The 16,134-nt window shown below is 44.2% G+C and carries 19 protein-coding genes and 1 tRNA gene; 9 read left to right on the top strand and 11 right to left on the bottom strand.

What is annotated here, in order from left to right:
- Nucleotides 1-117: 117 nt before the first annotated feature.
- Nucleotides 118-693 carry a methyltransferase gene (locus F6K51_RS08145; protein ID WP_293019460.1) on the bottom strand — a complete coding sequence of 192 codons (576 nt, stop codon included), beginning with the start codon at nucleotides 691-693 and terminating at the stop codon, nucleotides 118-120.
- A 100-nt stretch (nucleotides 694-793) separates the two neighbouring features.
- Nucleotides 794-2,122 (bottom strand): lysine 2,3-aminomutase, encoded by a 1,329-nt coding sequence (locus F6K51_RS08140; protein WP_293019459.1) that lies wholly within the window; start codon nucleotides 2,120-2,122, stop codon nucleotides 794-796.
- A 443-nt stretch (nucleotides 2,123-2,565) separates the two neighbouring features.
- Here F6K51_RS08140 and F6K51_RS08135 point away from each other — a divergent pair, with 443 nt between their 5' ends.
- The 3 genes from F6K51_RS08135 (at nucleotide 2,566) to F6K51_RS08125 (ending at nucleotide 4,300) form a co-directional block, all read left to right on the top strand.
- Nucleotides 2,566-2,775, top strand: a complete 210-nt coding sequence (locus tag F6K51_RS08135; protein ID WP_293019458.1) for a hypothetical protein — start codon at nucleotides 2,566-2,568, stop codon at nucleotides 2,773-2,775.
- 27 nt (nucleotides 2,776-2,802) lie between these two features.
- Nucleotides 2,803-3,591, top strand: coding sequence for a DUF4058 family protein (locus tag F6K51_RS08130; RefSeq protein ID WP_293019457.1), 789 nt, complete (start codon nucleotides 2,803-2,805; stop codon nucleotides 3,589-3,591).
- Nucleotides 3,592-3,802: 211 nt separating this feature from the next.
- Nucleotides 3,803-4,300 (top strand): DUF928 domain-containing protein, encoded by a 498-nt coding sequence (locus tag F6K51_RS08125; protein WP_293019456.1) that lies wholly within the window; start codon nucleotides 3,803-3,805, stop codon nucleotides 4,298-4,300.
- Between the two features lie 154 nt (nucleotides 4,301-4,454).
- Here the strand turns inward: F6K51_RS08125 and F6K51_RS08120 are convergent, their stop codons facing one another.
- Nucleotides 4,455-4,874, bottom strand: a complete 420-nt coding sequence (locus tag F6K51_RS08120) for a helix-turn-helix domain-containing protein (RefSeq protein ID WP_293019455.1) — start codon at nucleotides 4,872-4,874, stop codon at nucleotides 4,455-4,457.
- Nucleotides 4,875-5,165: 291 nt separating this feature from the next.
- Between F6K51_RS08120 and F6K51_RS08115 the strand changes: the two genes are divergently transcribed.
- Complete coding sequence (locus F6K51_RS08115) at nucleotides 5,166-5,348, top strand: hypothetical protein (RefSeq protein ID WP_293019454.1); 183 nt, start codon at nucleotides 5,166-5,168, stop codon at nucleotides 5,346-5,348.
- A 243-nt stretch (nucleotides 5,349-5,591) separates the two neighbouring features.
- Here the strand turns inward: F6K51_RS08115 and F6K51_RS08110 are convergent, their stop codons facing one another.
- Nucleotides 5,592-5,879 carry a hypothetical protein gene (locus F6K51_RS08110; protein ID WP_293019453.1) on the bottom strand — a complete coding sequence of 96 codons (288 nt, stop codon included), beginning with the start codon at nucleotides 5,877-5,879 and terminating at the stop codon, nucleotides 5,592-5,594.
- A 283-nt stretch (nucleotides 5,880-6,162) separates the two neighbouring features.
- Here F6K51_RS08110 and F6K51_RS08105 point away from each other — a divergent pair, with 283 nt between their 5' ends.
- Together F6K51_RS08105 and F6K51_RS08100 are read left to right on the top strand one after the other, a co-directional pair.
- Entirely contained in the window at nucleotides 6,163-6,435 is a 273-nt protein-coding gene (locus F6K51_RS08105; RefSeq protein WP_293019452.1) for a hypothetical protein, read from the top strand.
- 32 nt (nucleotides 6,436-6,467) lie between these two features.
- Nucleotides 6,468-9,782 (top strand): HEAT repeat domain-containing protein, encoded by a 3,315-nt coding sequence (locus F6K51_RS08100; RefSeq protein WP_293019451.1) that lies wholly within the window; start codon nucleotides 6,468-6,470, stop codon nucleotides 9,780-9,782.
- Here F6K51_RS08100 and F6K51_RS08095 read toward each other — a convergent pair.
- The 3 genes from F6K51_RS08095 to F6K51_RS08085 all read right to left on the bottom strand — a co-directional run bounded on the left by F6K51_RS08095 (nucleotide 9,723) and on the right by F6K51_RS08085 (nucleotide 11,476).
- Nucleotides 9,723-9,890, bottom strand: coding sequence for a hypothetical protein (locus F6K51_RS08095; protein WP_293019450.1), 168 nt, complete (start codon nucleotides 9,888-9,890; stop codon nucleotides 9,723-9,725). The two genes, F6K51_RS08100 and F6K51_RS08095, sit on opposite strands and share 60 nt — an antisense overlap.
- Nucleotides 9,891-10,177: 287 nt before the next feature.
- Nucleotides 10,178-11,161 carry a Ycf66 family protein gene (locus F6K51_RS08090; protein WP_293019449.1) on the bottom strand — a complete coding sequence of 328 codons (984 nt, stop codon included), beginning with the start codon at nucleotides 11,159-11,161 and terminating at the stop codon, nucleotides 10,178-10,180.
- Nucleotides 11,162-11,356: 195 nt separating this feature from the next.
- Complete coding sequence (locus F6K51_RS08085) at nucleotides 11,357-11,476, bottom strand: photosystem II reaction center X protein (RefSeq protein WP_075905548.1); 120 nt, start codon at nucleotides 11,474-11,476, stop codon at nucleotides 11,357-11,359.
- A gap of 546 nt (nucleotides 11,477-12,022) precedes the next feature.
- Between F6K51_RS08085 and F6K51_RS08080 the strand changes: the two genes are divergently transcribed.
- Nucleotides 12,023-12,307 (top strand): YggT family protein, encoded by a 285-nt coding sequence (locus F6K51_RS08080; RefSeq protein ID WP_008186608.1) that lies wholly within the window; start codon nucleotides 12,023-12,025, stop codon nucleotides 12,305-12,307.
- Between the two features lie 51 nt (nucleotides 12,308-12,358).
- Here F6K51_RS08080 and F6K51_RS08075 read toward each other — a convergent pair whose 3' ends face one another.
- On the bottom strand, nucleotides 12,359-12,916 hold the full coding sequence (locus F6K51_RS08075) for an EF-hand domain-containing protein (RefSeq protein WP_293019448.1): 558 nt from the start codon (nucleotides 12,914-12,916) through the stop codon (nucleotides 12,359-12,361).
- Nucleotides 12,917-13,112: 196 nt separating this feature from the next.
- A complete protein-coding gene (gene accC / locus F6K51_RS08070) occupies nucleotides 13,113-14,459 on the bottom strand; it encodes an acetyl-CoA carboxylase biotin carboxylase subunit (RefSeq protein WP_293019447.1) in 1,347 nt (448 codons plus the stop codon).
- A 321-nt stretch (nucleotides 14,460-14,780) separates the two neighbouring features.
- On the opposite strand from accC, the gene F6K51_RS08065 reads away from it, so the two are divergent.
- Together F6K51_RS08065 and F6K51_RS08060 are read left to right on the top strand one after the other, a co-directional pair.
- Nucleotides 14,781-14,861, top strand: a tRNA-Leu gene (locus tag F6K51_RS08065).
- Between the two features lie 97 nt (nucleotides 14,862-14,958).
- Entirely contained in the window at nucleotides 14,959-15,117 is a 159-nt protein-coding gene (locus F6K51_RS08060; RefSeq protein WP_293019446.1) for a hypothetical protein, read from the top strand.
- Here the strand turns inward: F6K51_RS08060 and F6K51_RS08055 are convergent.
- Both F6K51_RS08055 and F6K51_RS08050 read right to left on the bottom strand, forming a co-directional pair.
- The gene (locus tag F6K51_RS08055) at nucleotides 15,090-15,899 is read right to left on the bottom strand and encodes a creatininase family protein (RefSeq protein ID WP_293019445.1); all 810 of its coding nucleotides are present in this window, start codon (nucleotides 15,897-15,899) and stop codon (nucleotides 15,090-15,092) included. The genes F6K51_RS08060 and F6K51_RS08055 overlap by 28 nt on opposite strands.
- Nucleotides 15,847-16,128 carry a hypothetical protein gene (locus F6K51_RS08050; protein WP_143727928.1) on the bottom strand — a complete coding sequence of 94 codons (282 nt, stop codon included), beginning with the start codon at nucleotides 16,126-16,128 and terminating at the stop codon, nucleotides 15,847-15,849. The genes F6K51_RS08055 and F6K51_RS08050 overlap by 53 nt, the downstream gene beginning before the upstream one ends.
- Between the last annotated feature and the right edge of the window lie 6 nt (nucleotides 16,129-16,134).

Raw genomic sequence — 16,134 nt, 5'->3', positions numbered from 1 at the left:
TTCTCCTACATACCACAGTAATTTAAGGGTGCTCAAATCGAAGTATTTAGCTAAATGGGATGTCACTTCCAGATACAAAGGAAACTGGTCATTGAAAACGCGATAGAAGAAAACAAATTATCCTGATGGTGCTAATACTTTGCCCACGTCACTAATAGCTCTGAATACGATATCGTCATTCCTTAAAATTCCCATTTCGTAAGATTCAGGATCGATGGGGCGCTCGATTGAACGACTGGGAAAACACATAAAGACAGTATCGTAAGTTTCCTCGGCTTCTCCTGCACATAAATCCTGCACCTTCACCTGATCTTGACTTCGCATCAGTGGATGATTGTTAATTTCCCCGATGTTGGGATGAAGATCGGAAAATAAGACCTTTTGACTTTGTTTCAAAATACAGCAAAAGCCAATTAATCCCGCACCGCATCCAAGATCTAGCACCCCCTTTCCTTGGACATCAAGAATACCACTCAAAACACCACTCATAAACGCTTGAGCAGCAATTCCACCGTAGGGATTAAACACCCCTTTCGGAACGACAACATCAAAAACGGGTTCATTTTGGTACAGGATCCTAATTTCTCGGTCTTTTGAGGAAAGTTCCTGATGGAAATTCAGATAATCTTTGGGATTATACTGTAAACTTTTCCCGTCTTTGATAATAATAACAACGTCTTCTTGCTTAATCATTTTGAAAATCTTTAGCTCAATGAAATGGAATAAATGATCACTTTTGGTTAGGTTGTGGGTGCGATCGCTTAAAGCCCCTAGCTGACTTGTGTTAATCGCCTCACAACATCTTGCGGGTCAAAATTTCTTCTAGCTCGCTTTCATAGAAAAATTTCGATTCACCAAAAGCAGGCTTCAAATCTCCTAACCAGGTTGCTTCAGCATCAAAACTGGCAAAGAAAGGTCGATTGCACCACTCAGGGTTACGAGCTTGTAAAAAAGACAAAACAAACACTTTCTGCCCTTGAATTTCGCTAATACCTTCAATTTTGACTTTTCCGGGTAAGGCAGACATTACCGGACCACGAGCAGTTCGCCCTAGTCCGGACACTTGTTGTATAGCTTGACGATAAATTTCCCACACCTTAACTAAAGGAATTTCAAAATAGTCTTTAGCTCCTGTTTGTCGTTCGACAAACATATAGTAGGGAATACAGCCTAAGCGTACCTGCATTTGCCACATTTTTACCCAAGCATGGGCTCTATCATTGATGTGGCGAACAACAGGAGCTTGGGTTCGAATTTCCCCTCCCGTTGTTCGAATGCGTTGGATTGCTTTTTGAGCGATTTGTGTATCTAGTTCTCGCCAGTGTTCGTAGTGAGCCATGATTGCTAGATGCTTACCCTGTTGCACTACTTTTTCAAATAAACGCAACAAATCATCAGCATCTTCATCAGTGACATATCGGTAGGGCCAATAAGAAAGTGATTTGGTTCCAATGCGAATAGTTTGAATGTGGTCAAATTCCCCTTCTAATAAAGGTTCGATATATAAAGCCAGCTGTCGTGCTTTCATGGTCATCGGATCACCACCAGTAAGCAATACATCAGTGACTTCTTTGTGTTCTCGTAGATAATCTTGAAAATGACCCGATTCGCGAGTCGCAAATTTAAGATCATTTAATCCGACAAATTGTGGCCAACGGAAACAGAATGTACAATAGGCATGGCAGTGTTGACCTGCTGTGGGAAAAATCAAAACTGTTTGTTGATATTTGTGTTGTACTCCCTGTAAAGGTTCACCTTCAAACGACGGGACGTTGTATTGCTTTTGTCCTGCGGGATGGGGATTAAGTCGAAGACGAATTTCATTGGCAGTTTGTCGCATAATTTTTTCTGGAACATTGTCTTTTAGGAGTTGAACCATGGTATTCAAATCCCTTGAGTATAACATGTCTGGCTGGGGAAACGTTAAGCGAAAAATTGGATCATCAGGTATGTTTTTCCAATCAATAAGTTCTTCAACAATGTAGTTATTTGCTCGAAAAGGTAGCACTTTAGCAACAGCTTGCATTGCTAAGCGGGTTTCAGATGATATACAGGCTAACTGGGACAGTGACTTAAGATCGTTTACTGAGTAGAATTTGAGTTTTTGAGATTTAGTTTTCATCGCTTTCATCGCCGAATAGGAATGGATATTATTGATTTTTAGTCACCTCAGGCCGGTCAGGATAAAGAGGTTAAACTCCATACATGTCCCAATCATTTTTACTTGTGTAGTGCGGTAATTATTTCCGAAAAACACCAACCAGGGGGAAAGGTAGGACATTCACAAAAAACTCACAAAGGGTTTTCAAGGATCAATCTTATTGAAATCTTGCCCCCTTAACCCTGGATATTCTGTGGTTACAGAGAATGAGTCAGTGAGGCAGTGCAAGTGGAAAGCTAGCAGATAGCTATCCTAGTAGACAGACCAAGAATAATACTAGAATAGTATTGTTACCACTGTCAATGTGGAATTGCTGAATCCTATCCTTTAATGGGATCTGTGGCCAGAAAATTCAGCATAATTTCAAGTAGGTAAAAACCATAGCTATAGCGGTTTTTGCCCTAATGAGGTACACAAGTTTTTTACCTCTTTCCTCTTCTGAATTCAGTGCTCCGAAGCTCTGTTGGCGTTTGCGCAGCGTGGGCTTGGCCCAAAGCGTGGCCTACGGCCTTAGTCCCTGCTCCCTAAAACCCAAAAACTTGGATCTTACTAGCTTAAAAAGCGAACAACCTGCTAACCTGCTAACTTGCTATCCTGCTAACCTGCTATCCTAGAAGACAGAGCTGATGGGAGGTTAAGGGATGCCGTCAATCTTTCCCGGTATGGATCCGTATTTAGAGCATCCGGATTTATGGCCAGAAGTACATCATTGGTTGATTAGTTTAATTGCTGAGTGTTTAATTCCTCAGGTACGTCCGAAGTATAAAGTAGCTATTGAAAAGCGCATTTATCAGGTTAATAAAACTAACGAAGATAACGTCTTATTAGTTAGGATTCCTGATGTTACTGTTAAACGTCAACCAAATACTGAAGATTCTTCCAGCTCTAACGTTGCTGTTGCGCCACCAACCACAAAACCAGTCACAGTAATGGTTCCTATGCCTGAAGAAATCAAACAAGGGTATTTGGAAGTAAGAGATATGAATACTGGTGCTGTGGTAACCGCTATCGAAGTTTTATCTCCAGTTAATAAGCGCTCTGGTGAAGGGAGAGAAACTTACCTGAAAAAACGCCAACGGGTGTTAGGAAGCTTGACCAATTTAGTAGAGATCGATTTGCTCAGAGGCTGGAAACCAATGCCACTATTATATAACACTATCGAGAGCGATTATCGGGTTTTGGTTAGTCGAGAAGAGCGTCGCCCACGAGCCGAGTTATATACCTGTAATCTTCCAGAGCAACTACCAACTTTTTCCCTACCGTTACGTCCAGAAGATTCTGAACCGATAGTAGATTTACAAGCTATAATTAATAGTGTTTATGAACGAGGGGGTTATGATTACCAACTCGATTATGACCAAGAGCCAGTACCAGCTTTTTCAGATAAAAATCGGATATGGGCTCAGGAATTGTTGAAAACTGGTATCTAGCAATTCTCATAGTCATCAGCATTCTACTTGGTGGTGCGTTACGGGGCGGGCTATTCTAATACTGGCGCTCGAAGTGGAAAATTAGGGCGAGCCCGCCCCTAACGCACCCTACTGGCGTGGCAAGCTTAATTTGATGCATTAGAATTGTCGGATTCAACATCTTCAAAAACAGCGATATTGATGCTTCAATTTAATTCGTGCATCTTGGGTTGTGAAATGCCAAATTACCTTACTAGCTGNATCTGAACCTGTTGAGAGGGGGCTTTCTGGGGAATTTTCCTTGCAGGATTCAAAAACTAACACCAAGCTTGCTCCAAAATATCTCCCTGTTACTTTGCCAAGTCGGTCTGGTGTGTTTAGCATACCTATTCCCTACTCCTTAAAGGTTGGTAAGTGGTATCGCTGGTATCTGATCGTTGATTGTAATTCCCCAGACTCGTTTTACGATGACTCGGTTTTGTTTATTAGAGGACTGTTGAAACGGGTTGAATTGCCAGAGTTTAAGCATCCATTAGATACAACAAACTCACAGCAGAAGCTAATGACAGTTTATGCTGAAAATGGCATTTGGTATGATGCCTTGAATCAAGCAGCTAAACTTCGTTGTAGTAATCTACAAAATGCTACGTTTGCTGAGGCTTGGTCCCGATTGTTGAAAGCGGTTGAATTGGAAGAAATTACCCAGGCAAGCTTGATCTGTCGGGAGTAGTTTGGTTTAACTACAAGGGAGCAGGGAGTAGGGAGTAGGGAACAGGGGGATAGGGTTTGATGGTTTTTCAGCTATCAGCGTGTCGCGTATCAGCTATCAGCTATCATTAATGCTTACTTTTTTATAACTGAGTCTAAGTCAAATGCACAACAGCTTAGGCGATCACCTTAAAGTCAGAAATTGTCTCAATCCATACCCGTGCTCCACAATGTAGAGGCTCATCTGGGCGATACATCACCCGACAGGGGCCATTGACTTCGACAGTATGACCGTAAGTGTTTTTAGAGCCTCGTTTTACGGTAATCACCGGATTGCGTTCGCCAGTGTTGTGATTTTGGCGAATGACTTTTTGATTCACGTGGATGACGGCCTTAGTGTAATTTGTGCGCTTTGACCAATTCCGCTTTGGTCCGCGAGTACCAGGGGTGACCACTGGCATGCCATCAAATAAGGGAATTACCCAAGTTCTACCGACCTTATAAGCACCTTTGACTCTGCCCTTGCTCAACAGGAAACGGACGCGAGTGGCAGAGATACCTAGTAATTCAGCGGCTTGTGCGGTAGAAATCATCATGGCGGTAAAACCATTGTGTTGACGATATTGTTACTTTAACACGATTTTTTAAAAGATGCAAGGGGTGGGTGAGAAGTATCGAAAGCATCATGAGTGTTATAAGGGTTATGAGGGTGGTCAGCCAGAAAAACTATTGCATTAACGTCAGGGGTTGTAAGGGCAATGAGGGTTATGAGGGTGGTCGGATAGAAAAACTATTGCATTAACACCAGGGGTGATATGAGTGGTTAACGTGGAGAGTTAGAAAAACTATTGCATTACCACTATGGGTGCTGTGGGTGATGTGAGTGCATGTCATTAAAGCTGCTTGACCCAGTGGTGCGTTACTGCCCGATTCCCGATTCCCGATTCCCGATTCCCGATTCCCGATTCCCGATTCCCGATTCCCGATTCCCGATTCCCTACTCCCTACTCCCTGTTCCCTGTTCCCTGTTCCCTCATCACAATAAAAAAATTCGGTCAAGTTCTGGTTAATTCCAATCCTTGACCGAATTATTTTTTGTAATAGTCAAGAGCCCTAGGGTTCTTGACTATGTGTTCACCAATTTATTAGAAAATTATCCCAATCAACAACATACAAACTTATGTTTTAGACTTCAGAATTCGTACTTTATCCTAAGTTTTGACCTGTCGCCAGCGATGCAGCGCGGTCTTGGGGGTTTCCCCCATGAGCGACTGCATCAAGACAGGGATTGGCATCCCTGGCAAGTTGCTATCTTAATCTACCAACAGATGTCGAATCAATATACTGATGACCTCACCAGAATTTCCGATAGGTTGAGGAGTGCTCCACTCATGAACTTGGGCGTAGCCACGGCTATAAAGATTATAGATTGTTACCCGGACGGTTTTGGGAGAACCGATCAATATATGTTTGATTTGCTCCCGTCCTGGCTGGGGTTGGCCAAATAATTCAGGGAGATTAGGATTGTTGGGGTTATACTCAAAATTTGGGAGAAAGTTTTCGATGTCCATAAGTTGTTTTGCTGTTGTTTTTGGTGACATTTATATGTTAAACTAAATTAAACTTTTTGTCAATACTTTATTATTTTTTGTTTGTTTTTTGCTTAATTTTGGATTAGCGATCGCATTTATATTTAAAAGGTTAATCCTGGGATAGCATTTAATTTCGAGCATGATCGGATAGTATTTACAGTCGTTTTCAGATGAATTGACCTCACTAGCGAGAATTGCAAGCCCCCTAAATACCCCAATTCTGGGGGACTTTAACTCAATGCATTTTTTTAGGGATTATGAATTAGGAATTAGAACGTTTATCATAATAGTAGTGAGCTACCTAGGATTTTTTCCCGATTCCCTGCTCCCTGCTCCCTGCTCCCTGCTCCCTGCTCCCTGCTCCCTGCTCCCTGCTCCCTGCTCCCTAATCAGAGCATCGCATTTTTTCAGGGATTCTAAATTAGAAATTCTATCGTTTATCATAATAGTAGTGAGCTGCACAGGATTTTTTCCCGATTCCCGATTCCCGATTCCCGATTCCCGATTCCCTACTCCCTACTCCCTACTCCCTGCTCCCTGCTCCCTACTCCCTAAATTGCTATAATTAAGCTAATCGAACATAATTACCTATAAATTATGGAACCATTCTCCTTTTTAGCTGGTTTGGAACTATCGAAAATAGCGTCACCTTTGTTAGGTACTGTTGCGGGAGAAGCAGGGAAGCGTATAGTTAAAGCTCTGACTAAAAGTGATGTAGAGAAGGCAATCAAAGCGGGAGAAGACGCAGTTAAGGAATGGGAAAAACAACTGGAACCGAGCCAGCTATTATTTTTTCACGCTCCCCCGGATGGATTGAATGGAGTTAAAAATTTTTTGGGGGGCTATTTTACTAATGCAGCAGTTTTAGCAGAATTACAGAAACCATTAATTAATCAAGGGCAGCCTGATCGGGAGATTTTAATCAGGGTATTTCTACAAGACGCAGAAACGAATAACATTAAACTAAATCAAGATAGCCTCAAGCATTGGATAGAGACATTTGTTAATGCTTATTTTCAGCATACAGTTACTTATATAAAATTTCAGGTAGCTAAACAGGATTATTGTGAGCAGTTAGCTAACTGGTTTGATGATGTTAAATTTGCTGGCATTGCTGTGCCTGGGCAAGAAGTAGAGAAATCGGAGAAGTTAGCTCAAATTTTTGTAATGCCCGATGTGGTGGAAGAGGTATCAACTGCTCGCCCTTGGGAGCGGGAGTTGTTAGCAGGAGAAAGTCAGGAAAAACTGGAAAGGGCGCTGTCAAGAAAGACGACTGGTAGGAAATTCTTAGCTCAGCAGCTATTGAGCCAAAGTCAGTCGAGACGAGTGGTGATATTGGGTGCGCCTGGTTCAGGAAAAACCACCTTGATGAGTTATTTTGCAGTAATCTTGGCTGAGAGCAAGCCTGAGCTTTTAGGATTAGATCGTGATACGGACTGGTTACCGATTTTAATTAGGATGCGAGATTTTGGGATAAATCTCGATAAAAACCTGATCGACTATGCTCGTGGGTTTGCGGAAAACACCATGTCAGTGCAACGGTTACCAGTGGGATTTTTTGAGCATTGGTTGTCTGATGGTAGGGCGTTGATATTGCTGGATGGTTTGGATGAAGTAGCAGAAGAGGCTAAACGCAATAATGTAGTCAGGCGCATCGAGAATTTTTTGGGACAGTTTGACAGAAATCGCGCTATTATTACCTCTAGACCGGCTGGTTATCGCCGGGATTTTTTCCGCACTGAGGAATTTCCCCACTATCAAATTGAACCCTTTGATGATAGCAAGATTTCCGCGTTTATTGATAACTGGTATAACAGTCGCTTTCAAGACCAAGCAGAAGCTCAAAGGCGCAAGGAGAGTTTACGAAAGGCTCTGGATGATAATGACCGGATTAAGCTATTGGCACGGAATCCGTTATTGTTGACAATTATTGCATTAATTCATCGGTATCAAGCGGTATTGCCCAAGGAACGGTATAAGCTTTATGACAAAGCAGTGGAAACCTTGTTAACCTCTTGGGATGCTAATAAAGAATTAAGTAGTGATAAGTGGTTGAGCTATTTGAGTTTGGATGATTTGCGCCGATTGATGGAATGGTTGGCGTATTGGATTCATACTCAGGGAGATGCTGAAGATAACGACAGTGGCACGTTAATTGACAAAGATGAGTTGATTAAGCAATTGGCTGAGCAGATTAAAACCTTGAAGCAGGTGGATTTGTATAAAGCTAAGCAAGAGGCAAAACGGTTTGTAGAGTTGATCCAGAAGCGCACTGGTTTATTGAATGAACAAGGGCAAGATTGTTATGGTTTTGTCCATAAGACATTTCAGGAATATTTGTGTGCTCAGGAAATTAACTATAAAGCCGAGAATGAGTATGATTTCGAGATTGTATTGAATCAGATTCGGGAGCATTTACATGACTCCCACTGGCGCGAAGTGTTATTATTGCTGATAGCGCAACAAAAACCGAAAAATGCGGCGAAGGCAATTCGGGCAGTTTTGAATAATAAGAGTAACTATGAGCAGTGGTTACATCGGGATTTGTTGTTTGCTGGTAATTGTTTGGCAGAAGACCCGAAAAATTTACGGAGTACTGATAGTGAGTTGGTGCAAGAAATTTTAGAGGGGTTGGTTGAGTTGGAGGTGAGTAGTGAGGAGCGGGTTGGCGAGAGGGTTTACGAACAGGTTGATCAGATAATTTGTAGTTTGTATGAAACGGATTTTGAGACACAAGCTCTAGAGATGTTGAAGGAGCGAACAAATTTAATTCATGAGACACGATTGCTGAAGTATCGACACGAGTTAGGGGAAAAAGATCAGGTAATTACAATATTGTTGACACCCCTAAAGGATGATGATTCTGTTGTGCGTGAGAAGGCAGTGGAAGCCTTGGGCAAATTGGGCAACAGCTCAGAAATTGTAGTTAATGCGCTCCTAGCAAGGCTCATGGATGATAAGTCTGTTGTGCGTTGGACGGCAGCGGAAGCCTTGGGCAAATTGGGCAACAGCTCAGAAACTTTAATCAACGCCCTCCTAGCAAGGCTCATGGATGATAATTCTGCTGCGCGTGGGAGTGCAGCCTATGCCTTGGGCTATTTGGAAAACAACTCAGAAACTGTAATCAACGCCCTCCTAGCACGACTCATGGATGATAATTCTGATGTACGTGGAGAGGCAGCCGATGCCTTGGTCAAATTGGGTAACAGCTCAGAAACTTTAATCAACGCCCTCCTAGCACTGCTTCAGGATGATGATTCTGTGCGTGGGAGTGCAGCTAATGCCTTGGGCCAATTGGGTAACAGCTCAGAAACTGTAATCAACACCCTAATAGCAGGGCTCAAGGATGAGAATTCTGATGTGCGTTGGATGGTAGCCGAAGCCTTGGTCAATTTGGGCAACAACTCAGAAACTGTAGTCAACCCCCTCCTAGCACTGCTTCAGGATGATGATTCTGTTGTGCGTGGGAGTGCAGCCCAAGTGTTGGGCAATTTGGGCAACAACTCAGAAACTGTAGTCAACGCCCTCCTAGCACGGCTCATGGATGATCATTATTTCGTGCGTGGGAGTGCAGCCAGTTCCTTGGACAAATTGGGCAACAGCTCAGAAACTGTAATCAACGCCCTCATAGCAGGACTTCAGGATGAGAATTCTGATGTGCGTATGATGGCAGCCAAAGCCTTGGGCAGCTTGGGCAACAGCTCAGAAACCGTAGTCAGCACCCTAATAGCACAGCTTATGGATGATGAGTCTTTTGTGCGTAGGAACGCAGCCTATGCCTTGGGCAAATTGGGCAAAACATCTAATCATGTTCTCCCTACTGTGATTGAATGGATTGAACAACACCAGGATTCAGAGTATGTGGGTAGAGGTATTGATGCGTTGTGGGATTTGGTGGTAGGTAGGGAGTAGGGAATCGGGAATCGGGAATCGGGAGTGTAATGGATCAAGAGGATAGTTTTTGTTGAATGCGATCGCGTAGCGTGACCAAAGGTCAATCCCATCAGCTAGATCCAACACAAGACCTAGGGTCTAGCAACTTCTGTTCCGAATACCTCGCTGTTTTGATACCATAGGGGGCTAAGGGGTCAGCAGTCAGCGGTCAGTGGTCAGCCCTCAGCCCTCAGCCTTTAGCCCTCAGCTCTCAGCCTTTAGCAGATAACTGATAACTAATACCTGATTGCTGTTCGCGTAGCGTGCGCGTAGCGCATAAGCTGATTGCTGATTGCTGATTGCTGATTGCTGATTGCTGATCACTGATAGCTAATGGCTAATAGCTGATCACTGATAGCTGATAGCTAGTTTTATTAGTACTCAAAAGGTCCTAACGGCTCATCATCTTCTTCAGACAGGTCGATGGGTTTGTAATCCACATAATCACTTTGGTCTGAGTAGTTAGAGGATGTTTCTTCCCTTGGGGTGGTACGACGCTTTCTTTCCCTTGAGGCTATCTGTGAGTCATAGTTTTCTGAGTCATAGTTTCCTGAGTCATAGTTTTCTGTAGATTCACGACGAGAACGGTTACGGCGAACGGGTCTGTCTTCCCTATCCCTGTCTAGATCTCTGTCTAGATCTCTGTCTAGATCCCGATCTAACTTAGCCTCCCAAGTGTCTACAGATCGTTCTACAGGTCGTTCCACAGATTGTTCCGAAGGACGAGAACGTCTACTACGAGATGGTCTGTCTTCCCAATCACTATCTAACTGAGCCTGCCAGGTCTCTCTAGGTCGTTCTGAAAACTGACCATTAGAACGAGGGCGGCGTTTACGCGATCGCTCTTCTAGCCTCGATTCCTCTAAACTCCCTCGACTCCTTGAACGACGGGTTTCTACTTCATAACGGTCTGTGCGCCTTTCCCTGGAATCTGCTGTGGGCCGCAAGCGAGGGTTGGAGTATCGCTGCTCTACCGGCTCTAGTTCATCGTATTCATCATAAACATTAGCCTCTTGTGGTTCTTCCCGGTAATAGTTACGGCTAACTGGTCGCTGACGGTCTTCAAACCCAGCATCTTCCCGGGCTTTTTTAGTGGCAACGCCCCGTAACCGCAGACTTTCCACAGCAAAAAATATTGCTGTACCGCTCAACAACAGCTGACTCAACTGCAAAATCGGATCGAGTCGCCATCCCTGAGTCACCAGAATAAAGCCACAAACTACCCCGACCACAGTGAAAAAGATATCATGGTCTCTGGCTAGTTCTGGACGAACCGAGCGCAGGAAATAGAGTCCTGCTCCGGCAAGCATTAATAATATGCCCAAAAGGCTAGCTGAATTAAACCCAAAATTTACCATTGCTACTCTCCTATGGCCAGTCTTATGGTAGCGAGTTCTTGGTCTTACACTCTACTGTAACTGGAGAACAACCATTTTACTCCTGGATCAGGAGAGATTCTGAATACAAAAATTGAGCGGGTTGTGAACCCACTCAATTTCCTGCTATCAAAGCTCCGCCTTAGTTCGTTTAAGGCATAGATAGTAGAGATTTTGTTATGATCTTTTGATCTTATCGCTCTGGCTAAAGACGATTAGTGCCACAGTGGCAGGAATAACCACAATGGCAGTACCCCAAAGTAAACTCCACAAAAAGTTGGCTAATGAAGGTGTCATAAAAACTCCTAGTTAATTTGTAAACCTTGTTTTTGATTAAGCATTCAGCATTCAGCTATCAGCTTATGCGCTACGCCCACGCTACTTGAGGTGCTAGCAGGAGCCATAACTGCACGGGGTCGGATGAGTAAAACCAGCAGGGATTTTAAACCAGCCGTACCAGCACCCCCCAGCTGGTTTACTACCCGTTGATTAGCTGACGGCACCTCAAGTAGCGTGAGCCAAAGGCTCACGGCTGATAGCTGAATGCTTACAAGAACATGATACTATTATTGAGAAACTTTAAATTAAATTAACTACAATCACAAGGACACTGGTAAGCCACCTAGCCACCTAAGGCGGCAGGTAAGCATTCAGCTATCAGTTATCAGCGTGTCGCGTATCAGTTATCAGCTAATCCGCTAGGGCTCACAGGCTAGAAGCCTGTGCCACTGTACTTGAGGTGCTTTTAAATAAAATAAGCTGACCGCTGACCACTGACCACTGACCGCTGACCGCTGACGGTGGCACCGGCAATACATTTGTGATCATTAGAATAAATAAGCCATGACTGCTGCTACGATTGCTATCTGGACTCTTGGTCCGTTACTAGGACTAATGATCTTCTTGTTTATCTTTCGCATTGTTCTGACCTGGTATCCTCAGGTAGACCTAAATCGCTTGCCATTTAATCTAGTAGCCTGGCCAACGGAACCGTTTTTAGTGCCAATGCGCAAAATTGTGCCTCCCATTGGTGGGGTTGATATTAGCCCAATTATTTGGGTAGGGATTTTCAGCCTGCTGCGGGAAATTCTTTTAGGTCAGCAGGGAATCCTGAGGATGATGATTTAGAAGGTTGAAGGTTGTTTGGTTGAAGGTTGAAGGTTGAAGGTTACATTCCAATTATTCATAGGAGCCGTAAAGCCAGTTACCAGGTGCATTAGGGTCATCACTTGTATGAAATTCCTTACTTCTTTCTAAGTATTCATCACTAGATATCACTCCATCTCCATTTTGATCTAACTTGGCAAAAGCTACTTCAGCAATATCTTCGTCGAGCTGTACTGCTTTACAAAATTGTTTGTATTCCGCCAGACTAATTGTACCATTACCATTGCTATCCAAGATACTGAAGATAATGTTTGCTTTAGCACTATGAGCTTCTTGAAGTTCTGCTGAATTAGGAAAATTAGCAATCGATTTGTCGGCCACCTTCAGATACTCTTCCAATTCTACTTTTCCGTCACCATTGATATCGGCAGGCTGGAATAATTTCTGCCAAATTGCCGCATATTTGGCACTAATATCTTCAAATTCTGGCATTCCAGCTTTCCAACCTCGTAGCAAAGCCAGATTACGAGCGCATTGCTCTAAGTCGGCTTTTTCCACATATCCATTCTTATCTGCATCGTATACCCAAAAATTCTTGGTGTGTTTTTTGTTCAATACTTCACTCAACATTTTTATACTTCCCTAGTAAAATCAAAATTTTGACAAGGGATATTTTATAAGATAATTAATTTATTTGAATTTAATTTAAACTTTATTTAACAAAAATTTTAATAATTTTATGCTGCTTGACTAGTTGACTAAGCTGTTGTGGAATTTAAATGCACAACAGCTTAATTCTGCTCTCTGCCTTCAGCATAGCTGCGGTTCAGTTCATCATCTCCTTCTCGACAAAATTGGTATAGACTTGACCCTCAAGAAAGGCTTGTGTCTCTAGGATTTTTTGATGGAAAGTCAGGGTGGTGGTGACTCCGGTAATGGCACACTCCCTTAAGGCTCGTTTCATGCGCTGAATGGCAGCATCACGGGTGGGACCCCAAACGATTAATTTGCCAATCAGAGAGTCGTAATAGGGGGGGATTTCGTAATCGGGGTAAACATGGGAATCCATGCGCACCCATGGTCCTCCTGGTGGTAGGTAAGCACTAATTCGTCCTGGTTGGGGACGGAAAGCGTGGTCTGGGTCTTCGGCATTAATCCGACATTCGATGGCGTGACCTTTGAGAGTAATTTGGTCTTGGGTAAGGCTTAGTTTCTCCCCTTGAGCAATTTTAATTTGTTCGGCGATCAAGTCTAGACCGGTGATCATCTCGGTGACTGGGTGTTCTACCTGAATTCGGGTGTTCATTTCCATAAAGTAGAACTCACCAGAGGCATCTAAGAGAAACTCTACTGTGCCAACTCCAACGTAATTGATGGACTTAGCGGCCATTACCGCAGCATTACCCATCTTTTCCCGCAATTCTGGGTCAAGCACTGGGCTAGGGGCTTCTTCCAGTAGCTTTTGGTGACGGCGTTGGATCGAGCAGTCTCGCTCACCCAAGTGGATTACATTGCCGTGACTATCAGCTAAAATTTGAATCTCGATATGGCGAGGGCGTTGAATAAATTTTTCAATATATACCCCGCCATTACCAAAGGCAGCTTGGGCTTCTCCTTGAGCAGCTTGGAAGAGTTTAATCAATTGGCTGTCATCCTGTACCAGGCGCATACCCCTTCCTCCACCACCAGCAGTGGCTTTAATCATCACAGGATACCCAATTTGACATGCGATCGCATGAGCTTCAAGCTCAGAGCTGACTAATCCATCACTTCCGGGCACTGTGGGCACACCAGCTCGTTGCATGGTTTCTTTGGCCGTAGATTTATCCCCCATGGCTCGGATCGCTTCTGGGGTAGGGCCGATGAAAGAAATCTGATGATCAGCACAGATTTCAGCAAAACGGGCATTTTCTGATAGGAAACCATAGCCTGGATGAATGGCAGTGGCGTTGCGAGTGAGGGCTGCAGCAATAATATTAGGTATATTTAAATAACTTTTGTTGCTGGGGGGGTCCCCGATACAAACCGCTTCATCTGCGAGTTGGACATTAAGAGCGTGTTGGTCAATGGTGGAGTGAACTGCAACGGTGGGAATCCCCATCTCCTCACAGGTTCGGATAATCCGTAAGGCAATTTCCCCACGATTGGCAATTAAGATCTTTGAAAATTTCATAGAATAGCTTGGCTATATAGGGTTTTTATTTGAGATTTAAAACTAAGATTGATGGGGAGGTGTGGGGAGGGTGGGAAGTGTGGGAAGTGTGGGAAGTGTGGGGAGGAACATAGTTTATAAACTATCGCAATTGTCATCACGAGTGAGGTAGACAGGATTTTTCCCCATTCCCCCCCTACCCACCTCCGAGACCCAGACTAAACAAACTCTTACCCTACTCCCTACTCCCTACTCCCTACTCCCTTCAATTTTGACAGCATTTTTTGAGCTAGGCTTTGCAGCTTCGTCCTGTTGTATGTTATCCTACGAAATGAGTTATTAGCGGATGTGGTGGAATGGTAGACACGCACGCTTGAGGGGCGTGTGGCGAAAGCCATGCGAGTTCGAGTCTCGCCATCCGCATTGATCAGCCTGAAGTTGTGGGCAACTTCGCAACGGAGAGCTTCGGCTCAGGGCATAAAAATTGACGAAAACAGTATCATAAAAGCGATGCAGCACTATGGGACAAGGGCGCACCATTGCCTCTTGCCTCTTGCCTATTCCCACACCTCCCACACCTCCCCCTCTCCCCACACTCCCCGATTCCCGATTCCCGATTCCCGACTCCCGATTCCCGATTCCCGCCAGCCATCACCTCTTCGTTACATCAGGCTGCTGAAACCGATAGATATCCCGAATCACGTTTACCCAACCATCACAAAGAGAGGCTAATAAGCGATCGCCTTTTTCCTCAGTTGCTGCTGTGGCATCCCCGAGTACTCCACTCTGAGTCAACCCCTTGGTCAGCCAAGCAAAGGACAATTGTCCTTCCATACTCAATAGACTATCCTCGGGCAATCCCTGGGGATATTCCTTTACTGCCCGATCCATTTTCACTTGACCGGGGAGTAGACAGAGCATGAGACTAGTTTCTAAATCCCCCCCATGAATCCCTAATTCTAATTCTTTCTGGGTGGCTAATTCCTTGGCCATGTTAGGCACGCCCCAGGTAAACAAGGGGAAGACCATAAAGTCTTCATGCTTCTGGTGAATATCCCGTGCTGCAATTTCCATCACTTGGGGTTGTCCGCCATGGGAATTCATCAGTACTAACTTCCGAAACCCACACCGATAGATACTATCAGCCATTTCCATCAGCACCGCTAGCAAGGTTTGAGCACTAAGGGTAATGGTGCCAGGAAAATGCCAATGCTCATTGGATTTACCGTAATAAAGGGGAGGCAAAGCATAAGCCGGGATTTCTCGGTCTAAGCAGCCTAAGGCTTTGCCCAAGACTCCCACCCCAATCGCCGCATCTACAATCAGGGGTAAATGGGGGCCATGCTGCTCAATGGAAGCGACCGGCTGAATAATCACAACATTTTCTTTGTCTGGCATCTGTTCGATATCAGTCCAGGTCAGATAAGGGAAAAAGCGTTCTGGAGGAATGAAATTGTGCATAAGACTGGGGAGAGGGAACAGGGAGCAGGGAGCAGGGAGTAGGGAGTAGGCAGCAGGTAACAGGGAATAGGAGTAAGAAAATTAAATATACCTGATCAGGATGAGAAAGGCTATAGATTACTTTACACAAGTGGCTGATTAGGTTCAGAGACTCGTTCACGAGATTCAGAGACTCGTTCACGAGATTCAGAGGCTCAATCACCAGGTTCAGAGGCTGATGCGATCGCACTTGCCT

The sequence above is a fragment of the Moorena sp. SIO3I8 genome (genome assembly GCF_010692325.1).
Taxonomy (GTDB): domain Bacteria; phylum Cyanobacteriota; class Cyanobacteriia; order Cyanobacteriales; family Coleofasciculaceae; genus Moorena.
The sequence above is the reverse complement of the archived record's forward strand: the minus strand, read 5'-3'. Positions and strand labels throughout refer to the sequence as shown.